Raw genomic sequence first — 22,524 nt, 5'->3', positions numbered from 1 at the left:
GGAAAGCACACTCCACTTATTGCTAGGAGACTCGAGATGAAGGCAGTAGTAGTTCCCGGGCACGGCGCGCAGGTCGAGGTCACCGAGATCGAGAAGCCCGAGCCGGCCGCCGGCGAGGTCCTGGTGAAGGTGCAGGCGTCCTCGATCAACGGCTTCGACCTGTCGGTCGCCGGGGGACACGTCGCCGGGATGATGGAACACCGCTACCCGGTGGTGCTGGGCAAGGACTTCGCCGGCACCGTCGAGGCGGTCGGTGAGGGCGTCACCCGGTTCGCGGCCGGTGACAAGGTGTTCGGCGTGGTCACCAAGGCCTACCTGGGCGACGGCGGCTTCGGCGAGTACGTGACCGTCCCCGAGACGGTCGGCCTGGCCAAGCTCCCCGACGGCGTCGACATCAACGCCGCCGGCGCCCTCGGCCTGGCCGGGACCGCTGCCGTCGACGCGCTCGACGCGGCCGCGCCGCAGTCCGGCGAAACCGTGTTGATCAGCGGCGCCACCGGCGGTGTCGGTGCGATCGCGCTGCAGTACGCGGTGGCCGCCGGTGCCAAGGCGATCGCCACTGCGAAGCCCGGCACGGAGGAGGAGTTCGTCCGCGGCCTCGGCGCTCACGAGGTCGTCGACCACTCCGGTGATGTGCCTGCCCAGGTCCGCGCGGTCAGCCCGGACGGTGTCGACGTGATCGTGCACCTGGCCGGTGACGCGGCCGCCCTGGTGCGGCTGCTGACGGAGAAGGGGCGCGTCGCCAGCACCATGGGTTTCGGCGCCGACCAGCACCCGGCGGCCACGTTCGTGTACGCCAACCCGGCCCCGGCGACCCTTGACCGGCTTGCCGGGGACCTCGCCGCCGGCAAGATCACCGTTCCGGTCGCCAAGACCTACGTCCTGGCCGAGGTCCCCGCCGCGTTCGGTGACTTCGCCGGCGGCACCCTCGGCAAGATCGGCATCACCGTCTCCTGAACACCCGCTCCCTGACGATGCGCCACCACCTCACCCCTCGCTGGAGACCGCGCACCCAGACAGGAGCAGACCTGCATGGAACTCGGCATCCTGTCGCTCAGCGACCTGCAACAGGACCCCGCGACCGACCAGCTGATCAGTGCGGCGCGGCGGGTCGCCGAGACGTGTCCGCCGCGCAGATCGCGCCCCGGGCCGTCCAGCCGGAACTGCCGGTGTGGGCAGGTGTCGGCGGCTCACCGCGCAGCGCCGAACGCGCCGGCCGGCTCGGGCTGCCGATGGTCCTCGGCTACATCGGCGGACCGCTGAGCCACGCCCGCAAAGCCGTCGACATCTACCGGGCGGCGGGGGAGAAAGCCGGGCACCCGGAGAAGCTGCGGCTGGGCATCTCCACCCACTTCTTCGCCGGCCCCGACGACGTCTACCCCTACTACTACGAATACCTGCGACCCAAGACACCGGGTGGTCGCGGCTTGACTGTCAGCCGCTCGGCGTTCGCGGCCGGCACCCAGCGCGGGCAAGCCATCATGATCGGCTCCAGCGCGCAGATCACCGAGAAGATCCTGGACGCGCATCGGATGCTCGGCATCGACCGGTTCTTCGCCCAGTTCGACTGGGGTGGCCTGCCCCGAACCCTGGTCGAGGACTCGGTGCACCGCTTCGCCACCGAGATCGCTCCGGCCGTACGCGCGCAGACCGGTTCGCCGGCGCCGCACGTCCACTAAGTTCGAGAAGGAGATATCGACATGTCTGTCCTCGTCTTCGGCGCTACCGGCAAGCTCGGCCGCCTGCTGCTGCCCGAATTGCAGAAGCGTGGCGTCGCCGCCGCCGACATCACCGCGGCCGGACGCAAGCAGGAGGTCCTCGATGGTCTGGCTGCCGAGGGCTACCGCACCGTGCAGGTGGAGCTCGGTGACGCCGAGCAGGTCCGCGCGGCCGTCGCCGGTCACGATCAGGTGGTGCTCATCTCCGGCGGCGAACCCACCCGCCTGCAACAGCATCAGAACGTCATCGACGCAGCCAAGGCCGCCGGTGCGGCGCACCTCTACTACACCAGCGGGCTGCGCGTCGACGACCCGAGCTTCCTGCTCGGCGCCGACCACAAAGCCACCGAGGACGCCATCAAGGCCTCCGGGCTGACCTGGACGATCCTGCGCAACGGCTGGTACATCGAGAACTACCTCCAGTCCATGCAGGGCGCCGCGCAGACCGGGGTCTTCGCCGCCGCCGTCGGTGACGGGCGCGTTGCCCCGGCCGGTCGGCAGGACTTCGCCGAGGCCCTGGCGGCCGTCGTCGCCGGCGAGGGTCACGACAACCGCACCTATGACCTCAGCGGCGACCGCGACTACACCTATGCCGAACTCGCCGAGGCCATGAGTGAGGTGCTCGGCAAGCCTGTGACCTACCAGGCGGTGCCCGCCGAGCAGTACCACGGCATGCTCACCGGCGCCGGCCTCGACGAGGGAACCGCCGGGTTCCTGGTCGCACTCGACGGCAGCATGGGCGCGGGCATCATGGCGCACACCGGCGACGACCTCGCGCGCCTGACCGGCCACCCCACCATGTCCTTGGTGGAGGGACTGCGGCAGGGCAACTGACAACGAGTGACGGCGGCGCGGGAGGGCCCCGCGCCACCGCCTCAGTCGTGGGAGCGGCCGATCAGCGCCGCGTTGCGGCGGAGCAGCGCCTGTGTCACCTGGTCCGGCGTGGCCGGGTCGGGCAGGGGAGCGGCTACCTCCGCGGCGAAGGACTGGATCAGGTACGCGACCAGGCGCCGCCACGTGTCCTGCGCCGCCTCGGCGGTCGCGGCGAGGACACCGCTGTTCGCCATCAACACCATGATCATGTCCTGGTGGACGAAGTCCGCCCGCAATCGGCCGGTGCCCTTCGCCTTGTCGATCAACTCGGACAGGCGGGCCACCGCACGCTCGCGCTCGGCCTCGAACGCCGTCGCCGACGGGAACGCGACGGTGAGCACGTCGGTGAACCCGCGGTCGGCGGCCTGCATCGCGCAGATGCGCTCCACGCAGGTCCGGAAGCCGTGCCAGGCATCCGGGTCTTCCAGCGCTTCGTCGACGACCTGCGAGTAGGCGCGCATCTTGTCCGCGAAGACCTCGGTGACCAGGTCGTCCTTGGAAGGGAACCGGCGGAACAAGGTAGCGACGCCGACACCGGCACGGCGGGCGATCGTAGTCATCGGAGCTTGCAGGCCCTGCTCGGCGAAAACCTCACGGGCCGCGGCCAGGACCCGGTTGCGGTTGCGCTCCGCGTCGACCCGCAACTCCCCGTCACCGTCCGGCATGATCTTCCCTCTGGGCATATCGCCAGCGTAACGGCGTGAGAGGGAGTCCCGGCGAGTCGCCTCACGGGGCGCGGTGCCGGGTGTGGCGCAGTCCACCCGGCACCGCGCCACAAGTGGAATCATCGCTCCACTTGTGCGCTACCATAGCTGGTGTAAGTGGAGTGCAGGTTCCACTTATGGCCGCGGCACCACGTAGCCTTCCGCCTCATACCTGAAGGACCGACATCATGAACGTCACCGTCTTCGGTGCCACCGGCGCCATCGGCCAGCTCGTCGTCGCCGACCTGCTCGCCTCCGGGCACGCGGTCACCGCCTACGCCCGCAACGCCGGCAAGATCCCAGCCTCCTGGCCGGACGCCGTCCGCGTGATCGTCGGCGAGATCACCAACGCCGCCGCCATCGACACCGCGGTGGCCGGCGCTGACGCCGTCATCGCCGCGCTCGGCCCCAGCATGGACAAGAAGGCGACCGGCCTGCCTCTGGTCGAGGGCACCAAGCTGATCATCGAGGCCATGCAGCGGCGCGGCGTCAAGCGCTTCATCGGCAACGGCACGCCCAGCGTCATCGACAAGCGCGACAAGCCCACTTTGCAGCAGAAGTTCGTCGGCTTCATGGGCCGCACCATGCTGCCGCGGGCCTACCAGGAACTGCTCGGCATGTCCGACCTCATCGTCAACAGCGGGATCAACTGGACCATCGTCCGGTTCATCGCCCCCAAGGACGGGCCCGCTAAGGGCGTTAAGCGACACGGCTTCTTCGGCACCGACAAGATCGGCATGGCCGTCACCCGCGCTGACATCGCCGCCTTCACTGCCGCCCAGCTCACCGACATCCGTTACCGCAACGCCGCGCCGGCGATCAGCAACTGACCCGCACCAAGCCGATAGCAGTCCCGCGGTGGCTGCTATCGGCCCGTCCTTCGACAGCGGTGACGTCCTGGACCATCGGCGAAAGGTCTTCCCATGACCATGATGTGTGACAAGGCATGCGCGCCATGCCCGACCAGCCTCGCCAGGTGGCCACGATGACGTCCCCGCGATCGAGCCGCTGGCGTCCGGCCGGCGCATACGACGACCTGCTCGCTGACGTCCTGCCCGACGTGAACCACCATCGGCTCTGGGAACCGAGCGATGGGCCCACGCCGGCGGCCATTGTCAGTCACGGGATCCCAGTGCGGACCGACGCCGCTGAGCGTGACACGTCAGCGATGCGCTGAACGTTCTTGATTACCAAGGGCCGCCAGAGTCAGGGCGATGAGCCCGGCTTTCATCGCCGGCACGTCGCCCGGCTGGGTGTGCGGCGCGTAGGCGCTGCGGCCGAAGACCGCGCTGACGAAGAACTCGGCGGCCAGGGCCAGCGGCCGGCCGGGCGGGATCTCGCCGCGCCGGCCTGCTTCGATGAGGGCGTCCTCGATGACCGCCATGCTCTGGTCCACCACGTCGCGTTTGAAGACGGCGTAGAGCTCGGGATAGGTGGACAGTTCGGCCGCGTACCGGGCCAGGATGGACTGGCGCGGTTCCGCCAGCGTCTCGGCGACCTGGTCGAAGAGGGAGTCCAGGTCGCCGGCGAGCGTGCCGGTGGCCGGAGGCGTCAGGCCGACCGACAGCGAGCCGAGGGCGGCGATGATGAGATCTTCACGGTTGGGCCAGCGGCTGTAGATGCTGCGCTTGGCCACCCCCGCCCGGGCGGCGACGGCGTTGAGGCTGAAGGTCGCCGCGCCGGTGTCGGCAAGTTCCGCCACGGCGGCCTGCACGATCCGGTCGTCGACCTGCGGATCGCGGGGGCGGCCGCGGGCGGCACCGGGGGTCGGCATGGCCCGAGGATATCTGTTACCGGTGTGGTTGCGTAAATCGTTCCGGCGGCGTTACGGTCGGATTACGTCACCGGGCCGGTGCACTTAACCGCGGTGGCGTCCATTGGGATCGCCTGCGGGCGGCTGCGGAAGAGGGACGTCATGAGCTTCGCGGACAAGGGAGTGCTCGTCACCGGGGCGGGAGCGGGTATCGGCCGGGCCACTGCGGTGCATCTGGCCTCGCGGGGTGCACGGGTCGTGGTGTCCGACGTCTCCGAGAGCGGCGCCAAGGGCACCGTTGAGGAGATCCTCGGCAACGGCGGTCAGGCGACGGCGGTCGTCGCCGACGTGTCGGACCCGGCGTCGGTCGACGAGCTGATCGCCCGGTCGGTCGAGTTCCTCGGCGGACTGGACCTGGCGGTCAACAACGCCGGCATCGGCCACGTGCCCGGTGACCTGCATGAGCTGTCGATCGAGACCTGGGACCAGGTCATGGGCGTCGACCTGCGCGGCACGTTCCTATGCCTTCGCGCCGAGCTGAAGGTCATGGTCGGCGCCGGGCACGGCAGCATCGTCAACATGGCCTCCAACGCGGGTGTGAAGAACGCCCCGGGTATGGCCGCGTACACCGCCGCCAAGCACGGCGTGATCGGCCTGACCAAGAACGCCGCGCTGAACTACGCCCGCCGCAACATCCGGGTCAATGCCGTGTGCCCGGGCACGATCGCCACTCCCGGCATCGCGTCGTTCCCCGAGGAGAACCAGCGCGAGTGGGCCGAGATGATCCCGGCCGGCCGGCTCGGCACGCCGGAGGAAGTGGCCGCCGCCGTCGCGTACCTGCTCTCCGACGAGGCCGGCTTTGTCACGGGCGCCGGCCTGCTCATCGACGGCGGGCTCATGTGGCAGTGAGCCTCATGCGAGCAGTCGTCGGACCCGACGGCCACGGCCCCACGACCACCCACGATGTCCTGGTTCGAAGCGGCCGGTCTGCCTTCGGTGGCCGAGACCGGGCTCCCCTCGCCCAGGCAGCCGAAGCTCATCGGCACAGCGAGACCGGACACGGGTTCGGCAAGCTGATTCTCGCCATGGACTGAGTACCGCCGCCCACTCCGCCGACCGAGCGGGCCCGTCACAGAGACCGGACCGTTCGTTGACGGCGAACCGAGGTACCAAGCGGCGCGTTACGCGGTTGCCGCCCCGCCACCCAGCCACCCACACCCTCGCAAGACGAAGGAATCGCCATGAAGGCTTGGCAGCTCACCAGTTTCGGCACAGCCCCGCAGAACGTCGAGCTTCCTGAACCGGTCCCGGGCCCGGGCCAGGTCCTGCTCGACATCAAGGCCGCCGGCCTCTGCCACACCGACATCTCGTTCATCGACGGCGAGGTGCCGGGCATGCCGAACCATCTGCCCATCGTGCTCGGGCACGAGGTCGCGGGAGTCATCCGCGCCGTAGGTGAGGGGGTCGACGGGTTCGCGGTGGGCGACGCGGTGGGTGTTGCCGCCGTCGACCTGAACGGGCCGGGCGTCGGGCGCGACGGCGGCTACGCCGAACAGACCGTCGCCCGGGTCGACGAACTGGTGCGAATCCCGGAGGGCGTGTCCTTCGCACAGGCCGCGGCCGGCACCGACGCCGGTGCGACGTCCTACCACGCCGTCGCCGTCACCGCGGGCGTCCACAAGGGCACGCGCGTCGGTGTCATCGGGCTCGGCGGGCTCGGGCAGACCGGCGCCCGGATCGCGGTGCTGCTCGGTGCCGAGGCCTACGGAGTCGACGTCCGCGAAGAGCGCCGCGCCACCGCCGAAGAAATCGGTGCTGCCGGATTCTTCACGTCCGTGGCCGACCTCGCCCCGCTCGAACTGGACGTCATCATCGACTTCGCCGGCTTCGACACGACCGGCCCGGCCATCGAGGCGGTCAAGCCCGGCGGCCGCGTGGTGCAGATCGGCGCGGGTAAGCCCGACGCTTCGATCCCCGTCGTCTTGCTCGTCACGAAGAATGTCACGCTCGTCGGAAGCCTCGGTGCCGGCAAGGAAGACGTCATCGCTGTGTACGGGTACCTCGGCCGGGGCGAGCTCGCGCCTGAGATCACCACTCTCTCGTTCGACCAGATCGGCGAGGGCCTCGGCGCGGTTCGGCGAGGTATGGTCTCCGGTCGCAACGTTGCCGTGCGCGACTGAGGTCGGCACACCGTTTGGTGCAGCGCCGACGCCCCAACCCGGCGACGTGGCCGGCCGCAAGGACGGCCTGATCGCCCTCTCCGGCTTGTCCTTCGGTTCTTCATCGGCAGGTTCCTGGAAGTGCCGAGCAACTTGGGCCCGCTGGCCAATTCGCCGCGGTGTTGGCGAGAAGCCAGTCGTCGATGCGGGCGACGACCTCTTAACTGTTCACGGCGTCAGCGCTGCAAGGTCAGCACCGCGGGCCGCCATGGCAGCAGGTTGTAGCTGACGCCGTCGGACTTGGGGTCGCGTCCCTGGTAGAGCAGCTGCAGATTGCAGGGATCGATGGTCTTGGTCTGGTCGGGGTTGTTGCGTACCAGGTCGCCGTGGCTGATGTCGTTGGTCCAGGTGACTCCGGTGTTGGCCTTGCCGGCGAACGGGTTTCTCTCGGTTGCGGCCAGCGGTGTCCACGTGCCGCCCAGGCTGGTGGCCGTGAACGAGCGGAAGAAGCGCCCGTTTGCGCCCATCGCCTCGACGAGCATGAGGTACTGGTTCAGGCCCTGCACCTTGTAGACCTCAACGCCTTCGAACAGGTTGGCCGTCGTGTCGCTCATGACGACTGTGGACGTCGTACCGAAACTGCCAGGGAATCTGCCGATGGGCATGCTGGACCGGTAGATCTTGCCGTTGTCGCCGGCGAAGAACATGTACATGGTCGTGCTGTCCCCGATGAGTGTCTGATCTAGAGGGGACGAGCCCTCGATGGTTCCGGAGAACAGCGGCTGGTTCGCTGACCAGCCGTTGGCGTTGGTGGGGTCGCTCGACGTCTTGTAGAAGAACGTTGTCGCACCCCACTGGCCGGCCAGCACCCAGGTGTTCTTCGGGGCGAAATACAGCAGGGTCGGCGCGACAGCCCAGGAGGACATCCCGTTCTGGCCGGCAGAGGCCATGTCTGACCAGTTGGTGAAGAGGCCGAAGTTCATCGAGCCGTACGAACCGGCGGTGTCGGTCGTCGACGCGTAGACCAGATGCTTGCCGTTGTAAACGACGTTGGTGAAGTCCTTGAGCCCGACCCACCCCTGCTTCGGATTCACCAGCGGACCCGTCGACGTCCAGCGGTAGGTTGAGGGAAGAGCACATGCCGCGGCCGAGGAAGTGCTGCTGGAACTGCTCGACCGGCTCCATGCGGTGGCCGCCGACGCTGAGGGCCCCGCGACAACTGACAGCGTGCCGGTCGCGATGGTCAAAGCGCTCACCGCTAACGCCGTAAGCCGGGGCCGCGAGGGCGCAGTACGGGTGAGTGGCATGGTGATCTCCTTTGGCAGACAGGATGCGCGGGACCGTTGCTTCGGGCTTGGGCGCGGACCGCGCCCGGCGGGCCGGGACGACTCTGGAGCCGGCCCGCCGGGCAGGGAACCTATGCAGTCGCCGCGCAGCTGAGCTTGGGCGGATCATTGGTGATCAGCCAGTTGCCCAGGAACCTGAACTTGCTACTGGCGCCGGCGGACAACGCGCCGTTGTAGCCGACATTGCTGGCCGCCCAGTTCGGGCCGTTCGCGGCCACGTTCGCGTCCCACGCCGAGTCGACCACCTGGCCGTTCGGGAACTGCATCGTGACTGTCCAGCCCCGGATCGCCGCGGCGTCGGCGGACACTGTGATCTCGCCCTGGAATCGTCCGGACTCCTGCTGGACCAGCTTGTAGGTGGCGTGGCAGCCGGCGTCGGCCGGCAGCGGAGGCGGTGCGGACGGCGGTGCAGGGTCCGGCTTCCCGCCGGGGAAGCGCACGTCGGAGCACATGTAGTAGTTCTGGTCGGCGTGCCCGGCCCGCCAGACCGCGTACACGATGTGCCGGCCGGTCCGGCCCGGCGCGCTGACCTGGAACGAGTAGTCGACACCGTTGAGGATCGGGTCGTTCGGCCGGGTCGGCCAACCTGAATCCGGGAAGGGGCCGGTGTCCTTGACCAGTTCGAGGTCGTCCCACGTCAGGCGCTGCGTGGTCGTGTCGAAGCCTTGCCTGGTGACGTAGAGGTGAATGTAGGCGGCGCCGTGCCGGGCCTGGTCGTGCATGGTCCAAGTGAAGGTGTTGTTCACGTTCTGAGCCCGCCAGTAGCCCGGGGTGTCCAAGGCGGTGTAGGTGTCGTCGCCACCGCCGCACAGTGTCCCGTCGGGGACACGGGCCTGATGGTCGTTGTTGACGTTGTCCTGGATCAGGCCGTTCCAGGTCCACATCGCGGCCGGGTTCGCGTGCCAAGCCTGCCAGCACATCGGGTCCAGCTTTTCCATGACCGGGTTGTCCCAGGTGGTATCCCAGCGTTGGGCGCAGCCATAGTGTCGCGACGGCGGGTCGATTGCCGAACCGTGCGCCGAGGCGGGACGGGCAACGAGCAGGAACGAGGAAAGGATCATCGCGGCCAGCGCCGCGATGGTCAGCGGGCGGCGGACCCGCGGTCGGCCGAGGGTGCCGGAGGAAGACACGGTGCCTCCAGGTGCTGGGGGAACGGGGAACGCGCCGGAGGGGGATCCGGCGTGCATGGTGACGCGCGTTTCGCGTTGGCGCAGCTGACGCGCGCCCTCTGCCGCATCGCTGCGACTAGAAAGTTTCAATCTCTTAATGACTCTATTTCGTTCGGAACCTACCGCGCACTTCGATGACCGTCAATGAGTTACGGTCGGCGCAGGCCCCTGCGCAGGGTGCCGCCACGGCATTCCGGTAGATATTGGGCCACCCTGTGAACGGCAGTACCTCGCCGGACGCCTATAACACCGCATTTCACGCAGAGGCCGGTTACGAAAGGCTGACTCCTGCGGAAGAAACTTTCTGTCGCCAACGCCTTCCCGGAGCCGGTGGCGTCAGCGGCGTCGGTAGATCGGCAGCTCGGCCGGCCCACCGGTGAACTGGCCGATGGATCCGGGCCAGGCTCAGTCGCGGTGCCAGGCGCGGAGTTTGGCCGGGTCGAGGACGATCCACAGGGCGGTGATCCGGGTTCCGGCGGTCTCGGTGGCGATCGCCGCGACGACGCGGCCGAGACAGCGCAAGGCCAGCCCGGGCCGGCCGTTTACGGCCTCGTGGGTGATCGTTGTCCGCGGCCGTTCGGCCAGCAGGAGACCGGCGAGCCAGGCCACGTCGGCCCGGCCGTACACGACTCCGATGCCGTCGCACACCGCGATGGCCTCGGCGGTCAGGACGGCCCGGACCGCGGCGGTGTCTCCGGACCGGCAGGCCTGGGCGAACCGGGGCAGGACATCGTCAGACCGGTAGCCACCGACTACCTGACTCGTTCGCATCCGCGTCCTCTGGTCTTTCGCTGTCGCGAAGGAAGACCGGATGACGTGCCGGTTTGTGACAACCGGGGTTGACCATCCACAGCAGCTGCCCGATGCCGGCGGTGGAGGCGGTGACCATGAGGACGCCGAACAGGGTGCCGTCGCGGCGTAGCACGGCCGAGGTCTGCCCGTCGGTGGTGACGAGTTGCACGTCCATCCCGGTCCAGAACCAAGTTGCTACGGCGATAGCTCCGCATGCCGTAACGAACGGACTGCGGCGCGATGATGGTGTCGGGCTTCTACGCTGGCTGCTCTATCTGTCCGGAGACCCCGACCGTGACAGGTGGCTGGCAGAGGCGGCTGACGGCGCGGACGGTGTTTCGTGACGTCGCCTGATTCGTGGTAAGGGACGCCAGACGCCGCACGTCGTGCTGTCACCGACGAGATTCGACGAGTTCGACCTGCGGTGGCAGCTGTCGGCCGAGCGCGGCTGGATGGTGCCCCCTACACCCTCCCGCCGAACGCCCAGCACGTGACGATCATGCGGGCGCTCGTGAAGGAGACGATGATCCGGCAGCATGTCGACATGCTCGCCCAGGACATCGCCGCCGCCTGCGCCACGCTCGAGAAGAAGGACGGCGCACACGAGTCCGGACGCAGCAAGATCGGCATCAGGCCGAGCCACTGACCAGGGGGAGCCGTGCGGGCCCGGCCGGTACGGCCGGGCCCGCACGGTCAGTAGCCGTAGATCATCTTGTACGCGACCTCGGGCAGGAACTGCCCGGCCGACGAGCCGCCGCCGACCCCGCAGTTGCCGTCGGACTCGCCCGGCGTCTTGAGCCACAGGAGCATCTCCGCGCCGCCACCCATCTGGGTCGGGGTGCCGATCCGGCGTCCGGCGGGGTTGCACCACTGTCCGTTGGCGCCGTTGCCGTTGCGGCTGGTGTCGATCACGAACGGCTTGCTGTAGCCGTACCGCCGCAGCTCGGCGGAGAGCCGGTTGCCGAAGGTGACGTTCTCTCCGGTGGTGAAGTAGTTCGACACGTTGAGCGCGAAACCACGGGCGCCCGACACCCCCGCCGAGTTGAGTCGCTGCGCCATCGTGGTGGCGTCGATCCATCCGGGGTTGCCGGCGTCGAGGTAGGCCCAGGTGTTCGGCGCCTTGGACCGGAACTGGCCGACGGCGCGCGAGAGCATCCCGACGCGTTCGTTGATCTGGTTCTGGTTCATGCAGCTGAAGTCGCCCAGTGAGTCGGGTTCCAGGACCACCACGGCGGGCCGGTTGCCGATCGCGGCGGCGAACGACGCGATCCACGCGTCGTAGGCGGCGACGCTGCCCGCGCCTCCGCCGGAGTGGCCGCCGCAGGCGTCGCGGCCGGGGATGTTGTACGCCACCAGCAGCGGGAGCTTGTCCACCGCGTCGGCGGCGCCGACGTAGCCGCCGACCGCGCCGGCGATGTTGCCGCTCCAGTTGCCGAACCAGCCGGCCATCGGCTTCTGGGCGATGGCGGTGCGGATCGCGGCGGCCCGGCCGTCACCGGGGTTGGCGGCGACCCACGCCGCCGGGCTGGAGTTCGGATTGACGTAGAAGCCGCTGGTCTGGCTGATCGGATCGGCGTGCGCGGCCGGTGCGTTGAACAGCACTGCGGGAACCACGAGGGCCAGGGCGGCGAGCACCCGGGAACGAACAGGTCGGCTCATCAACGGTCTCCTGAGCATCGGAGGGGGATCGGCTGCGGGGGTGCGCCGTCCGGAGCTGAGACTGGAAGCGCTTCCAGTTTTATATATCTCCATGTCTCGATCTGATGCTCGACATCCAGACCAGTAATGTCAAGGAGAACTGGTAGCGCTCCCAGAAAGACGGGCTATGGCGGGAGCATCGATACCATCGCTGCGGACAGGAAGGACCCGGCAGCCAGATGACAGCATCGACGCCCCGGCGGCAGCCCACCCTCGACGAGGTGGCCGAGCGGGCCGGCGTCTCACGCTCTGCGGCATCGCGGGTCATCAACAAGGCACCGCACGTCAGCCGCGCCACCCGCGACGCCGTCGAGCGGGCGATCAAGGAGTTGGGCTACTTGCCCAACCGCACCGCCCGCGCCCTGGCCACCCGGCAAACCGGCATCGTCGCGCTCGCGGTCTCCCACGACGACCCGCAGCTGTTCGCCGACCCCTTCTTCGCGCAGGTCATCGTCGGGGTGTCCGCGGCACTCGAGGACACCGATCTGCATCTGCTGCTGTGTCTGGCCAGCTCGGGCCGCGGCCGGTCCCGGCTGACCAACCTGCTGCGCGCCGGCGGCGTCGACGGCCTCATGCTGATGGCGCTGCACGGCGACGATCCGCTGGCACGCATCGTCGCCCAGGCCAGGGTCCCGGCCGTCTACGGCGGCCGGCCGTTGCACCTCCAGCCGCAGTGGTGGGTCGACTCCGACAACGCGGGCGGCGCGCGGCTCGCCACCGAGCACCTGACCAGTCTCGGCCGCACCCGCATCGCCGCGATCACCGGCCAGATGTCCACCGACGCCGGTGCGGCGCGCTACCGCGGATACCGAGAGGCGCTGATCATCGCCGGCCTCACCCCGTACGGCACCGCCGAGGGCGACTTCACCGAGACCGGCGGCGCCGCTGCGATGAGAGCCCTGTTGCAGTTCCACCCGGATCTCGACGCCGTCTTCGCCGCCAGCGACAACATGGCCGCCGGTGCCCTGCGCGTGCTGGCCGAGTCCGGGCGGTCCGTGCCGGCCGACGTGGCGGTGGTGGGCTTCGACGACCTCGGCATCGCGCAGCAGACCGATCCGCCCCTGACGACGATCCACCAGTCGATCCAGGATCTCGGCAAGGAGATGGCGCGGATGCTCGTCGCGGTGATCGCCGGTCAGGATCCCGCGTCGCTCATCCTGCCCACCCGCCTGGTGCGGCGCGGATCCGCCTGATCGGCGCGGCGGTCGCCACGAGGATCTGTCCCACTGTTGTCCCTCAACCACGCCGAGGGCCGCCCTGCGGCCGGGGAATGCGTACGCTGCGGGGTTGTGGGCCCTCGACTCAGCCGCCGCGGCGTAGTGGCCGGCGCGGCCGCCGCCGCTCTGGCCGGGTGTTCCGCACCGTCTGTCCCCTCGGCCTCGGTCGCGCCGGTGTCCTATCCGCATCAGGACGGTGTGACTACAGCGCCCGGGGATCACGCGGTCTTCGCCGCCTTCGACGTGGGCGACGAGCCCGCGCCGGCCGTGGCTCGCCTGGTCGAGCGGGTAGCCGCTGTGGCGGCGAGCGGTACCGCGGAAGTGACCGTGGGGGTGGGGGCGTCGTTCTTCGATGGTCGCGTCGCGCCGGCTGCGGAGCGGCCGCGCCTTCTGACGGCCATGACCGCGTTCCCCAACGATGTGCTCGACGGCGCCTGGTGTCACGGGGACGTGCTTCTTCAGGTGGGTGGGTCGTCGGTGGACGTGCTCGATCAGGTGGTGCGGAGACTCGGCGAGGGCCTGCGGGCCCGATGGCGGCTGGCCGGGTTCCGGGCGGAGAACACCCGGACCCGGGCGGGGCTGGCGAGCGCCCGCAACCTGTTCGGGTTTCGGGAGGGCAGCGGCAACCCTGATCCCCGGGATACCGAACTGATGGACGACCTGGTCTGGGCCGGCCGCGGGTCGGGCGAGCCGGCCTGGGCGCTCGGCGGCACCTATCAGGTGGTGCGGTTGATCCGGTTCGCGGTGCAGCTCTGGAACCGGGACGCGCCGGCGCGGCAGGAGGAGATCATCGGCCGGCGCCGCGACGACGGGGCGCCTCTGGCCGGCGGGGCCGAGGACGACACCTTCGACTTTCAGTCCGATCCGGACGGCGCCATGACGCCGCTCGACTCGCACATCCGGCGAGCCGACCCCCGGACGGCCGACAGCAAGGCCCACCGCATCCTCCGCCGTGGCTTCTCCTACCGGCGCGACGACGCTGACCAAGGGCTGGTTTTCGTCTGTTTCCAGCGGGACCCGGAGGCGGGCTTCGCGGCCACACAGCGGCGGCTTGCGGGGGAGGCTCTCGACCGGTACGTGCTGCCGTTCGGCGGCGGCTACTGGTTCGTGCCGCCGTCGGTGGCCGTGCTCAATGATCTGTTGGCGGGCTGAGTGCCAGGAGGCACTGGGCGGTGCGGAGGCGGGTGGCCGCGTCGGCGCTGGAGCACTGGAGGGCGAGTAGGTGCTGGGGCACGGCTTCGCCCAGGGCGTGGGCGGCGCGGATGGCCTCGGCGATCTGGGCGGAGATCACGGCGATGCTCTCGGACAGGGCGTACACGGTCTTCGACAGGCTCGGGCCCTCCTGAAGGTCCGGGTTGGACGCTGTATGGCGGCGGCGGGCGTGTGCCTGTTGCCACAGAGGCCTGAGCCGTTCGGGATCAGTGCGGGTGAGGCCGCAGAGCGCGGCCACGACGTTCCACGGCGGCACCGAGCGGCCGGAGAAGTAACGGGACAGGGCCGAGTCGCTGGCGAAGGTGATCGTTTGCAGCTCACGAAGGGTCCGTCCGGATCGTTCGCGTAGTTTGCGCAGTTCGGTGGCGAAAAGTTCGCGCGGTCCGGTATCGACAATCACGGTTACACCCCCATGAACAAGGTGACTGTCTCGGGGTCCCAGCAGATCACGCCTCGGCCATGTCCCACTTCCGTCCCGCTCAACGTCGCAGATATCGATAAATGTCACCGCCCTTCGCTGATCTCCGCTGTCCCGCCTCTGTCCCGCGTTCGGGGCAACTTATCGACGCCGATCTCTGTGATGCCGACACTCGACTCCGGGCGACTATGCGCGGGAGGTCGGCATGAGTGGTCGTGGCCGGATCGGGATGTTCCTCGCGGGGCTGCTCTTCGCCGGGCAGCTGTCGGTGGCCGGGGCGGCCGCGCCCGCGGCGGCCGCGCCACCGAACCGTGAGCCGCTCGCCCAACAGGGGCCGGTCGCCGCCGCCGCGAGCGCACCGGCCGACTTCGCGTACGACGGCGCCGGGCAACTCCGCGGCGTCAGCCACTCGTCCGACGGCGCCGGTGCGGCGTACTCCTACGACGCGGCCGGCAACCCGACCGGAGTGACCCGCTCGGCTGCCGGGGCGCTCACCGTCTCCGCGATCACGCCCAGCCGCGCGCCGGTGGGCGCCTCGGTGACCATCGCGGGCACCGGATTCGCCGCCACGACCGGCGCCAACTCGGTGTCGTTCAACGGCGCCGCCGCCACCGTGACGGCCGCCTCGGCCACGCGCCTCGTGGCCACGGTCCCGACCGGGGCGACCAGCGGGACGGTCACCGTCGCCACCGGGACCGCGTCGACGACCAGCACGCAGATCCTCACTGTCACGGCCGCGCGGCTGGCGCCGTCGATCTCCTCGTTCAGCCCGGCCGGCGGGGCGGCGGGGACCGCTGTGACGATCGCCGGGAGCGGATTCTCCGGCACCCCGGAGGAGAACAACGTCTCGTTCGGGCGCACCCGCGCGCGCGTCACCGCGGCCGGCGCCTCCAGCCTGACCGTGGTCGTGCCGGGCGCCGCGGTGTCGGGGCGGATCAGCGTGGCCACGCCGGGCGGAACGGCCACCAGTTCGACCGATTTCACCGCGGTGACCACGCCGTTCGGCGCCGGGGACATCGGGCCGTCGGTGACGCTGAGCGTCGACGGCGCGGCCACCACGGTCAACTTCTCCACCGCCGGCAAGGTGGCGGTGCTGCGCTACGCCGGCGTGAAGGGTGACCGGCTCAGCCTCGGCCTGACCGGCTCCACGGTCGGCGACGTGCGGATCTACGGCTACACGCCGTTCGGCGGGTCGATCGGGCGGGACGAGTTCGACGCGCCCTGGCTGGTGTCCCGGCTGGGCGGCGGCTGGACCACCGGGCCGCTGCCGTTCACCGGCACCTATCAGGTGGTGCTCCAGCCGGTGTCGGCCACCGCGACCGGCACGATCACCGCCACCCTGTCCAAGAGCCTGGCCGGCGCGCTCAATCTCGACGGCGCGGCCCCCACGATCAACCTGAGCCGGGCCGGCCTGCAGGCCGAGCTGACCTTCGACTCGACCGGCAACCAGCGCGTCGGGCTGGGTGTCTCCGGCGTCACGCTGCCGTCCGACTCGCTGACGATCGAGGTGCGTGACCCGCACGGCGTACCAGTGGTCTTCCCGCGGCCGGGCACCTACGGCTATTGGCGGCACGTCCTCGACCTGCCCGATTTCGACGCCGACTTCAGCACCCACGCGGCCGGCCGCTACACGGTGCTCGTGCGCGCCCGCGACCAGGCCACCGGCTCGGTCACGCTGACACTCTCCACGGCGCGGAACGAGGGCGCTGTCGCGGTCGGCTCGACCCGTACGGTCAGCGTCACCCGCCCCGGGCAGGACTCGCGGTTCACCTTCACCGGGGCCGCCGGGCAGACGCTCGGGCTGGAGTTCACCGACTACCCCATGCCCTATTACCCGACCGTGGAGCTGCTCGGCCCGGACGGTGCCACGCTGGCCCTGTACGGTGTGCAGGCCAGCTGGTCGGACCTGCCGGCGCTGCCCGCCGATGGCACCTACACATTGCTGGTCAGCACCAACTCCGGTACCGGCAACTACACGCTGGGGCTCTATCTCCCGCAGTCCGGCGGCGCGCTCAGCCTCACCGGGGCCGGCACCTCGGTGTCGTTCACGGCCGGGCGGGCGGTCACGCTGACTGTGCCGATCACCTCCGGCGACGAGTTCACGGTGGCCTTCAGCAACTGGACGCTGCCGTCCGGCGGGCGCCTCGCGATGAGCGTCAGCAACCCGGCCGGGGTCGTCATCCACGACACGTACGCGTATTCACTGAGCTCCATCACGGTCGCCGCCGCGACCACCGGCACCTATCGGGTCGTGCTGCGCCCCACCGCCGGCGCCACCGGGTCGGTGCTGGTCACCGCGTCGCCCACGATCGCCGCGGGCGCGGTGACCGTCGGCACCGCCAAGACGATCAGCTCGCCGCGGCTCGGTCAGCCGAACCGCATGACGTTCACCGGCGCGGTCGGTCAGCGCCTCAGCCTGTCGGTCAGCAACTACGGCTACACCTACTGGGCCTGGGCCCGGGTGACCCGGCCGGACGGATTCCTGATCTATGACGGGTGGCTGGACGACATCTGGCTCGCGATGGAGCCGTTCACCCAGGCCGGCACCTATCGGCTCGACATCCAGCCGCGGGCGGCCACCACCGGGAGCATGACCTTCACGCTGGTCCAGGCCATCGACGCCGGCGCCACCACGGTCGGCGGCGTGGCCAAGACGCTCACCGCGTCCAGCGCCGGGCGCTATGTGGACACCACCATGGCCGTCACCGCCAACCAGCGGTTGTCGTTCGGCTTCACCGGGTGGACCTTCGCCGCCACCACGATCCAGATCCGGCTGGTCGGGCCGTCCGGCCAGCTGATCCTGGCCGAGATCCTGCCCAAGGAATCCAGTACGGACACCTATCAGCTGCCGGCCGGCACCTACCGGCTCTCGGTGATGGCCTCCGACCGCGGCTCGGGTGCGGTCACCTTGACCGCGTCCGCGCAGATCAGCGGCGGCCCCTGGGCGCTGAACGCGGCCAAGACGGTGTCCGCGCCGCGCGCAGGGCAGGCGACCTGGTTCACCTATGTGGGCACGGCCGGACAGAACCTGGCCATCGCGTACACGAACGTGACCATGCCCTACTACCCCTACGTCTGGGTACGCCGGCCCAACGGCGAGCAACTGGCGTGGATCAACGGCAGCGCCACGGTCAGCATCCCGAGCCTGCCCATCTCCGGCACCTACGAGATCCTGATCAGCCCCTACTCGTTCACCGGCAACGCGACCGCGACATTGCGGACGCGCACGGCGGCCGCCGCGCCGGAGCAGCTGACTCCGAAGGGATCGCCGCCGCGGAAGATCGCCGAGCCGGCGGTGCCGGCCCGGAACCCGGCTGCCGGGCGCGCCGGGCCGACGGCCAAGAAGTACCCGGGTGGGCAGAGCCTCACCTCGGTGAACGCCGCCGCCGGAGACCCCGCCGGATGGCAGCCCAGCCGGGCCAACCTGGCCGGCAACGGCTGGTCCACGGGACGCGGCGCGCCGCAGAAGGCCGCCGATCCAGTGCGCGCCGGACCGGGCGTCACCGCGCTCAGCGGACGGGTCCGCACGCTGGACGACACGCCGCTGGCGAACGTGACGGTCGGCGTCGACGGCATCCGGGCCCGTACCGACGCGCAGGGACGGTTCCTGCTGACCGGCCTGCGCGCCGGGCATCGGGTGCTGCGGGTGGACGGGGCCTCGGCCTCCACGCCGCAGCGGCGGTTCGGGCTGCACGACATCGGCGTCGATCTGACGGCCGGGCAGACAGTCGTTCTCCCGTACACCATCTGGTTGTCCAAACTGGACACCCAGCACACCGTGACCTTCGAGACCCCCACCAAGGGCGAGGTCACCATCGGCACCCCGGCCATCCCCGGCCTTGAGGTCAAGCTCCCGGCCGGCGCCGTGGTCCGCGACGTCAACGGCAAGGTGGTCACCGAGCTCGGCATCACCGCGATACCGACCGACCGTGCGCCGTTCCCGCTGCCGCGCTCGCAGGTGCCCAGCTACTTCACCGTGCAGCCGGGCAGCTCGTACGTCTTCCCGACCGGCGCCCGGGTGATCTATCCGAACTTCACGCACGCCAAGCCCGGCGCCAAGATGGACTTCTGGCACTACGACCCGGCCGGCAAGGGCTGGTTCATCTACGGCAAGGGCACCGTCTCGCCGGACGGCAAGCGTGTCACGCCGGACAAGGGCACCGAGGTCTATCAGTTCACCGGCGCGATGCTCATCACGCCGGGCGAGGACGCGCCGCCCGAGGCCCAGCCGGCCACGGCCGGTGGCGCCAGCGGCGGCGACCCGGTCGACCTGGGCACCGGCCTGCTCGTCGACGAGCACACCGACCTGGCCCTCGACGACGTCATGCCGATCTCGGTCACCCGCACCTACCAGCAGGCGGACACCGGGCGGCGGGCCTTCGGCATCGGCGCGAAGTTCAGCTACTCCCTCGATCTCTACTCGGAGAACCGCTTCTACGATTGCTGGCTGATCCTGCCGGACGGGGGCCGGATCCGGTTCCACCGGATCAGCCCGGGCGGCGAGCCGCCCAATGGATACGTCAACGGCGTCTTCGCCGCCGACCCCACCCCGACCGAGTTCGGCGGGTCGATCCTGGCCTGGAACGGCGACGGCTGGGACCTGCGGCTGCGCGACGGCACCACGTACGTCTTCGGCGACGAGGCGCCGCTGCAGGCGATCCGTGACAGGCACGGCAACACCGTCACGATCACCCGGGCGCCCTCGCCGCCGTGGACCGACGGCATCACCCGGGCGCGCGGGCCGATCACCCAGGTCACCTCGCCCAACGGCAAGTGGATCAAGTTCAGCTACGACGCCGACAACCGGATCACCCGGGCCGAGGACGTGCTCGGCCGGGCGGTCACCTACGCCTATGAGAACGGCCGGCTCAGCACGGTCACCGACGTCGTCCAGGGCGTCACCACGCAGACCTATGAGGACGGGCGCCTCAAGACGATCCGGGACGCCCGGGGCACTGTCTACCTGACCAACGACTACGACGCCAGCGGGCGGGTGATCCGGCAGACGATGCCGGGCAACGCGGTCTACGGGTTCGCGTACACCACGAACGCGGCCGGCAAGATCATCGCGACCGAGCTGACCGATCCGCGCGGCCTGATCCGCCGGGTCACCTTCGACGCGGGCGGGTACGTCACCAGCGACACGACCGCCCACGGCACGGCTGCCGCGCGGACCTACACGACTGTCCGCGACCCGGACACCCACGTGGCCATCGCGTATGTCGATCCGCTGAACCGCCGCACCGAGCTGACCTACGACGCGGCCGGCAAGATCACGGCGATCACCGAGCTGGCCGGCACGGCCGACGCCCGCACCCGCCGGATCGAGCGGAACGGCCCCTTCGGGCAGGTCAGCCGAACCATCGACGCCCTGCAGCGGGCGACCACCTACGGCTATCAGGCCAACGGCGCGCTGCGTACGGTCACCGACCCGATGAACCGTCAGGTCGTCCTGGACACCAACGAGGCCGGGCAGGTGATCCGGTCGACCGACCGGGCCGGCCAGGTCACGCAGATCGGCTACCAGCTCGGCGACGCGGCCACTGTCACCGACCCGCTGGGCAACGTCAGCCGCGCCTTCACCGACAGCGGCGGCCGGGTGCTGAGCGAGACCGACGCCGAGGGCAACGTCTCGACCGCCGTCTGGGACGCGGCCGGCCGGCTGCGGGAACAGACCGACCCGATCGGCCGCACCACTGGCTTCACCTATGACGCCAACGGCAACCTGCGCCGGCTCACCGACGCCCGGGACAACACGACCGTCTACGAGTACGACCCGTCCGACCAGGTCACCACGGTCACGGATCCGCTCGGCCGGGCAACCACCTACACCTACGACGCCAACGGCAACACGCGAACCGTCCGCAGCCCGAGCGGCAAGCTGACCGAATACGCGTACGACGAGCACGACTCGGTCAGCCTGGTGCGCTTCGGCGTGACCTCCGGTGGCGAGGAGAGCCGGACCGGATACACGTACGACGCCGGTGGACGGCTGCGTACGGTCACCGACTCGGTCTCCGGCACCGTCACCATCACGCCGGACAACTTCAACCGCAACGTGCAGGTCGCCGAACCGGGCGGCACGGTGTCCTACGCCTACAACGCCGCCGACCAGCGCACCACGCTGGCGGTGGCCGGGCAGCCCGACACGACCTACGCCTACAACGGCGCCGGGCAGCTCACCACCGTCGCCCGGGGCGCGCAGACCACGACCATCGCCTATGACGCGGCCGGGCGGCGCGACTCGCTCTCGCTGCCGGGCAACCTTTCCCAGACGTACGCGTACGACGACGTCAGCCGGCTCACCGGGATCACCTACCGGCAGGGCGGCAGCACGCTCGGCTCGATCGGCTACACGCTCGACAAGGTCGGCCGGACCGTACGCGTCACCGGCGCCTTCGCCCGGGTCGACCTGCCGGCCGAGTCCGGGCCGGTCACCTACGACGCGGCCGACCAGCGCAACGGCTTCACCTACGACGCCGACGGCAACCTGACCTCGGACGGGGTCGCGACCTACGCCTGGAACGCGCGCAACGAGCTGACCTCGTTCGGCGGCGCCTCGTACGCCTATGACGCCTTCGGCCGCCGGACCGGACGCACCCAGGCCGGCGTCACCACGAGTTATCTCTACGACGGCGACAACGCGCTGCAGGAGAGGACCGCGGGCGCGATCTCGGCCACCATCCTCGGCGGCGGGCTCGACGAGATCTTCACGCGCAGCACGTCCGGCGGCTCGCAGTCGCTGCTGACCGACGCGCTGGGCAGCACGGTGGCCACCGCCGACGGCTCGGCGATCGCGGCCGAGTACACGTACGACCCGTTCGGCGCCACCACCGTCGACGGTGACGACCTCGGCAACCCGGCCCGGTTCACCGGCCGCTCCGACGACGGCAACGGGCTCTATCACTACCGCGCCCGCTACTACGCGCCCGGCCAGCAGCGCTTCGTCAGCCGGGACCCGATCGGCGTGATCGGCGGGATCAACCCCTACTCGTACGTGGACAACCAGCCGACCGGGCTGACCGACCCGATGGGCACCAAGCCCAAGAAGCCCTGCAGCGGCGGCGGTCCGAGCCTCCCGGAGGACCCCGACGACCCGCGCAAGGTCATCGAGGACATCGCCCGGGACATCGTGGAAGAGGGCTGGGACAACGTCGACAAGCGCTTGACCCCGGACCAGAACGCGGCCATCGACGCGGAGGGGGAGTGGCTGCGCTGGATCTTCCGCGGCTCCGAGGTGCACAAGATGACCTGGGAGGAGCTCAAGGCCCAATATCCCGGCAAGTTCGAGTACCACACGGTCGGCCCGGACTTCACGCACAAGAGCTCGGGCAAGAAGATCGAGCTGACCACGGAGAAGGCGATCGACGCGCACAAGCGCAAGGGCAAGGAGATCAGTAAGGACAAGTCCTACTACGACCCGGACTACGCGACCTGCGACTACGCCACGTACAAGTGACCCGCC

The 22,524-nt window shown here is 69.9% G+C and carries 17 protein-coding genes and 1 pseudogene; 10 read left to right on the top strand and 8 right to left on the bottom strand.

The genetic code is table 11. From position 1 onward, the window contains the following. Positions 1 to 36 precede the first annotated feature (36 nt). The 3 genes from ACFQV6_RS11695 (at position 37) to ACFQV6_RS11685 (ending at position 2,552) form a co-directional block, all read left to right on the top strand. Entirely contained in the window at positions 37 to 957 is a 921-nt protein-coding gene (locus tag ACFQV6_RS11695; RefSeq protein WP_378027428.1) for an NADP-dependent oxidoreductase, read from the top strand. Between the two features lie 164 nt (positions 958 to 1,121). Next, on the top strand, positions 1,122 to 1,679 hold the full coding sequence (locus ACFQV6_RS11690; protein ID WP_378027427.1) for an LLM class flavin-dependent oxidoreductase: 558 nt from the start codon (positions 1,122 to 1,124) through the stop codon (positions 1,677 to 1,679). A gap of 21 nt (positions 1,680 to 1,700) precedes the next feature. After that, positions 1,701 to 2,552 (top strand): NAD(P)H-binding protein, encoded by an 852-nt coding sequence (locus tag ACFQV6_RS11685; RefSeq protein WP_378027426.1) that lies wholly within the window; start codon positions 1,701 to 1,703, stop codon positions 2,550 to 2,552. A gap of 41 nt (positions 2,553 to 2,593) precedes the next feature. Here ACFQV6_RS11685 and ACFQV6_RS11680 read toward each other — a convergent pair whose 3' ends face one another. Next, on the bottom strand, positions 2,594 to 3,274 hold the full coding sequence (locus ACFQV6_RS11680) for a TetR/AcrR family transcriptional regulator (RefSeq protein ID WP_378027425.1): 681 nt from the start codon (positions 3,272 to 3,274) through the stop codon (positions 2,594 to 2,596). A gap of 209 nt (positions 3,275 to 3,483) precedes the next feature. Between ACFQV6_RS11680 and ACFQV6_RS11675 the strand changes: the two genes are divergently transcribed. Next, positions 3,484 to 4,125, top strand: a complete 642-nt coding sequence (locus ACFQV6_RS11675; protein ID WP_378027424.1) for an NAD(P)-dependent oxidoreductase — start codon at positions 3,484 to 3,486, stop codon at positions 4,123 to 4,125. Between the two features lie 332 nt (positions 4,126 to 4,457). Here the strand turns inward: ACFQV6_RS11675 and ACFQV6_RS11670 are convergent, their stop codons facing one another. Next, positions 4,458 to 5,069 carry a TetR/AcrR family transcriptional regulator gene (locus tag ACFQV6_RS11670; protein ID WP_378027423.1) on the bottom strand — a complete coding sequence of 204 codons (612 nt, stop codon included), beginning with the start codon at positions 5,067 to 5,069 and terminating at the stop codon, positions 4,458 to 4,460. A gap of 141 nt (positions 5,070 to 5,210) precedes the next feature. On the opposite strand from ACFQV6_RS11670, the gene ACFQV6_RS11665 reads away from it, so the two are divergent. Further along, entirely contained in the window at positions 5,211 to 5,957 is a 747-nt protein-coding gene (locus ACFQV6_RS11665) for an SDR family NAD(P)-dependent oxidoreductase (protein ID WP_378027422.1), read from the top strand. A 332-nt stretch (positions 5,958 to 6,289) separates the two neighbouring features. Next, positions 6,290 to 7,228, top strand: coding sequence for an alcohol dehydrogenase catalytic domain-containing protein (locus ACFQV6_RS11660; protein WP_378027421.1), 939 nt, complete (start codon positions 6,290 to 6,292; stop codon positions 7,226 to 7,228). Between the two features lie 215 nt (positions 7,229 to 7,443). On the opposite strand, the pseudogene ACFQV6_RS11655 reads toward ACFQV6_RS11660, so the two are convergent. The 4 genes and pseudogenes from ACFQV6_RS11655 to ACFQV6_RS11640 all read right to left on the bottom strand — a co-directional run. Then, positions 7,444 to 8,346, bottom strand: a pseudogene (locus tag ACFQV6_RS11655) (non-reducing end alpha-L-arabinofuranosidase family hydrolase); the annotation flags it as partial. A 278-nt stretch (positions 8,347 to 8,624) separates the two neighbouring features. Further along, complete coding sequence (locus ACFQV6_RS11650; RefSeq protein ID WP_378027420.1) at positions 8,625 to 9,683, bottom strand: lytic polysaccharide monooxygenase; 1,059 nt, start codon at positions 9,681 to 9,683, stop codon at positions 8,625 to 8,627. Positions 9,684 to 10,127: 444 nt separating this feature from the next. Then, positions 10,128 to 10,493, bottom strand: coding sequence for a siderophore-interacting protein (locus ACFQV6_RS11645; RefSeq protein WP_378027419.1), 366 nt, complete (start codon positions 10,491 to 10,493; stop codon positions 10,128 to 10,130). Further along, positions 10,456 to 10,689 carry a hypothetical protein gene (locus ACFQV6_RS11640; RefSeq protein ID WP_378027418.1) on the bottom strand — a complete coding sequence of 78 codons (234 nt, stop codon included), beginning with the start codon at positions 10,687 to 10,689 and terminating at the stop codon, positions 10,456 to 10,458. Before ACFQV6_RS11640 ends, ACFQV6_RS11645 begins: the two co-directional genes overlap by 38 nt. Before the next feature lie 249 nt (positions 10,690 to 10,938). Here ACFQV6_RS11640 and ACFQV6_RS11635 point away from each other — a divergent pair, with 249 nt between their 5' ends. After that, positions 10,939 to 11,160: a hypothetical protein gene (locus ACFQV6_RS11635; RefSeq protein ID WP_378027417.1), complete on the top strand. Its 222-nt coding sequence runs from the start codon at positions 10,939 to 10,941 to the stop codon at positions 11,158 to 11,160. A 47-nt stretch (positions 11,161 to 11,207) separates the two neighbouring features. Here the strand turns inward: ACFQV6_RS11635 and ACFQV6_RS11630 are convergent, their stop codons facing one another. Next, positions 11,208 to 12,173: a glycoside hydrolase family 6 protein gene (locus ACFQV6_RS11630; RefSeq protein WP_378027416.1), complete on the bottom strand. Its 966-nt coding sequence runs from the start codon at positions 12,171 to 12,173 to the stop codon at positions 11,208 to 11,210. 218 nt (positions 12,174 to 12,391) lie between these two features. On the opposite strand from ACFQV6_RS11630, the gene ACFQV6_RS11625 reads away from it, so the two are divergent. After that, positions 12,392 to 13,405 (top strand): LacI family DNA-binding transcriptional regulator, encoded by a 1,014-nt coding sequence (locus ACFQV6_RS11625; RefSeq protein ID WP_378027415.1) that lies wholly within the window; start codon positions 12,392 to 12,394, stop codon positions 13,403 to 13,405. Positions 13,406 to 13,501: 96 nt separating this feature from the next. Beyond that, on the top strand, positions 13,502 to 14,581 hold the full coding sequence (locus ACFQV6_RS11620) for a Dyp-type peroxidase (protein ID WP_378027414.1): 1,080 nt from the start codon (positions 13,502 to 13,504) through the stop codon (positions 14,579 to 14,581). On the opposite strand, the gene ACFQV6_RS11615 is transcribed toward ACFQV6_RS11620, so the two are convergent. Beyond that, positions 14,559 to 15,041 (bottom strand): helix-turn-helix domain-containing protein, encoded by a 483-nt coding sequence (locus ACFQV6_RS11615; RefSeq protein WP_378027413.1) that lies wholly within the window; start codon positions 15,039 to 15,041, stop codon positions 14,559 to 14,561. The genes ACFQV6_RS11620 and ACFQV6_RS11615 overlap by 23 nt on opposite strands. Positions 15,042 to 15,264: 223 nt before the next feature. Here ACFQV6_RS11615 and ACFQV6_RS11610 point away from each other — a divergent pair, with 223 nt between their 5' ends. Continuing rightward, positions 15,265 to 22,518 (top strand): RHS repeat-associated core domain-containing protein, encoded by a 7,254-nt coding sequence (locus tag ACFQV6_RS11610; RefSeq protein WP_378027412.1) that lies wholly within the window; start codon positions 15,265 to 15,267, stop codon positions 22,516 to 22,518. Positions 22,519 to 22,524: the final 6 nt, after the last annotated feature.

Origin of the sequence: Actinoplanes sp. GCM10030250 (assembly GCF_042666575.1) — a bacterium.
GTDB lineage: Bacteria > Actinomycetota > Actinomycetes > Mycobacteriales > Micromonosporaceae > Actinoplanes.
Note: the sequence above shows the minus strand (reverse complement) of the source record. Positions and strands in the feature narration are given on the sequence as shown.

Coding starts and splice junctions, on each gene's coding strand:
- ACFQV6_RS11625 (WP_378027415.1), top strand. CDS start 12,392: ATGACAGCATCGACGCCCCGGCGGCAGCCCACCCTCGACGAGGTGGCC.
- ACFQV6_RS11695 (WP_378027428.1), top strand. CDS start 37: ATGAAGGCAGTAGTAGTTCCCGGGCACGGCGCGCAGGTCGAGGTCACC.
- ACFQV6_RS11675 (WP_378027424.1), top strand. CDS start 3,484: ATGAACGTCACCGTCTTCGGTGCCACCGGCGCCATCGGCCAGCTCGTC.
- ACFQV6_RS11665 (WP_378027422.1), top strand. CDS start 5,211: ATGAGCTTCGCGGACAAGGGAGTGCTCGTCACCGGGGCGGGAGCGGGT.
- ACFQV6_RS11645 (WP_378027419.1), bottom strand. CDS start 10,493: ATGCGAACGAGTCAGGTAGTCGGTGGCTACCGGTCTGACGATGTCCTG.
- ACFQV6_RS11685 (WP_378027426.1), top strand. CDS start 1,701: ATGTCTGTCCTCGTCTTCGGCGCTACCGGCAAGCTCGGCCGCCTGCTG.
- ACFQV6_RS11680 (WP_378027425.1), bottom strand. CDS start 3,274: ATGCCCAGAGGGAAGATCATGCCGGACGGTGACGGGGAGTTGCGGGTC.
- ACFQV6_RS11640 (WP_378027418.1), bottom strand. CDS start 10,689: ATGGACGTGCAACTCGTCACCACCGACGGGCAGACCTCGGCCGTGCTA.
- ACFQV6_RS11670 (WP_378027423.1), bottom strand. CDS start 5,069: ATGCCGACCCCCGGTGCCGCCCGCGGCCGCCCCCGCGATCCGCAGGTC.
- ACFQV6_RS11610 (WP_378027412.1), top strand. CDS start 15,265: ATGAGTGGTCGTGGCCGGATCGGGATGTTCCTCGCGGGGCTGCTCTTC.
- ACFQV6_RS11630 (WP_378027416.1), bottom strand. CDS start 12,173: ATGAGCCGACCTGTTCGTTCCCGGGTGCTCGCCGCCCTGGCCCTCGTG.
- ACFQV6_RS11660 (WP_378027421.1), top strand. CDS start 6,290: ATGAAGGCTTGGCAGCTCACCAGTTTCGGCACAGCCCCGCAGAACGTC.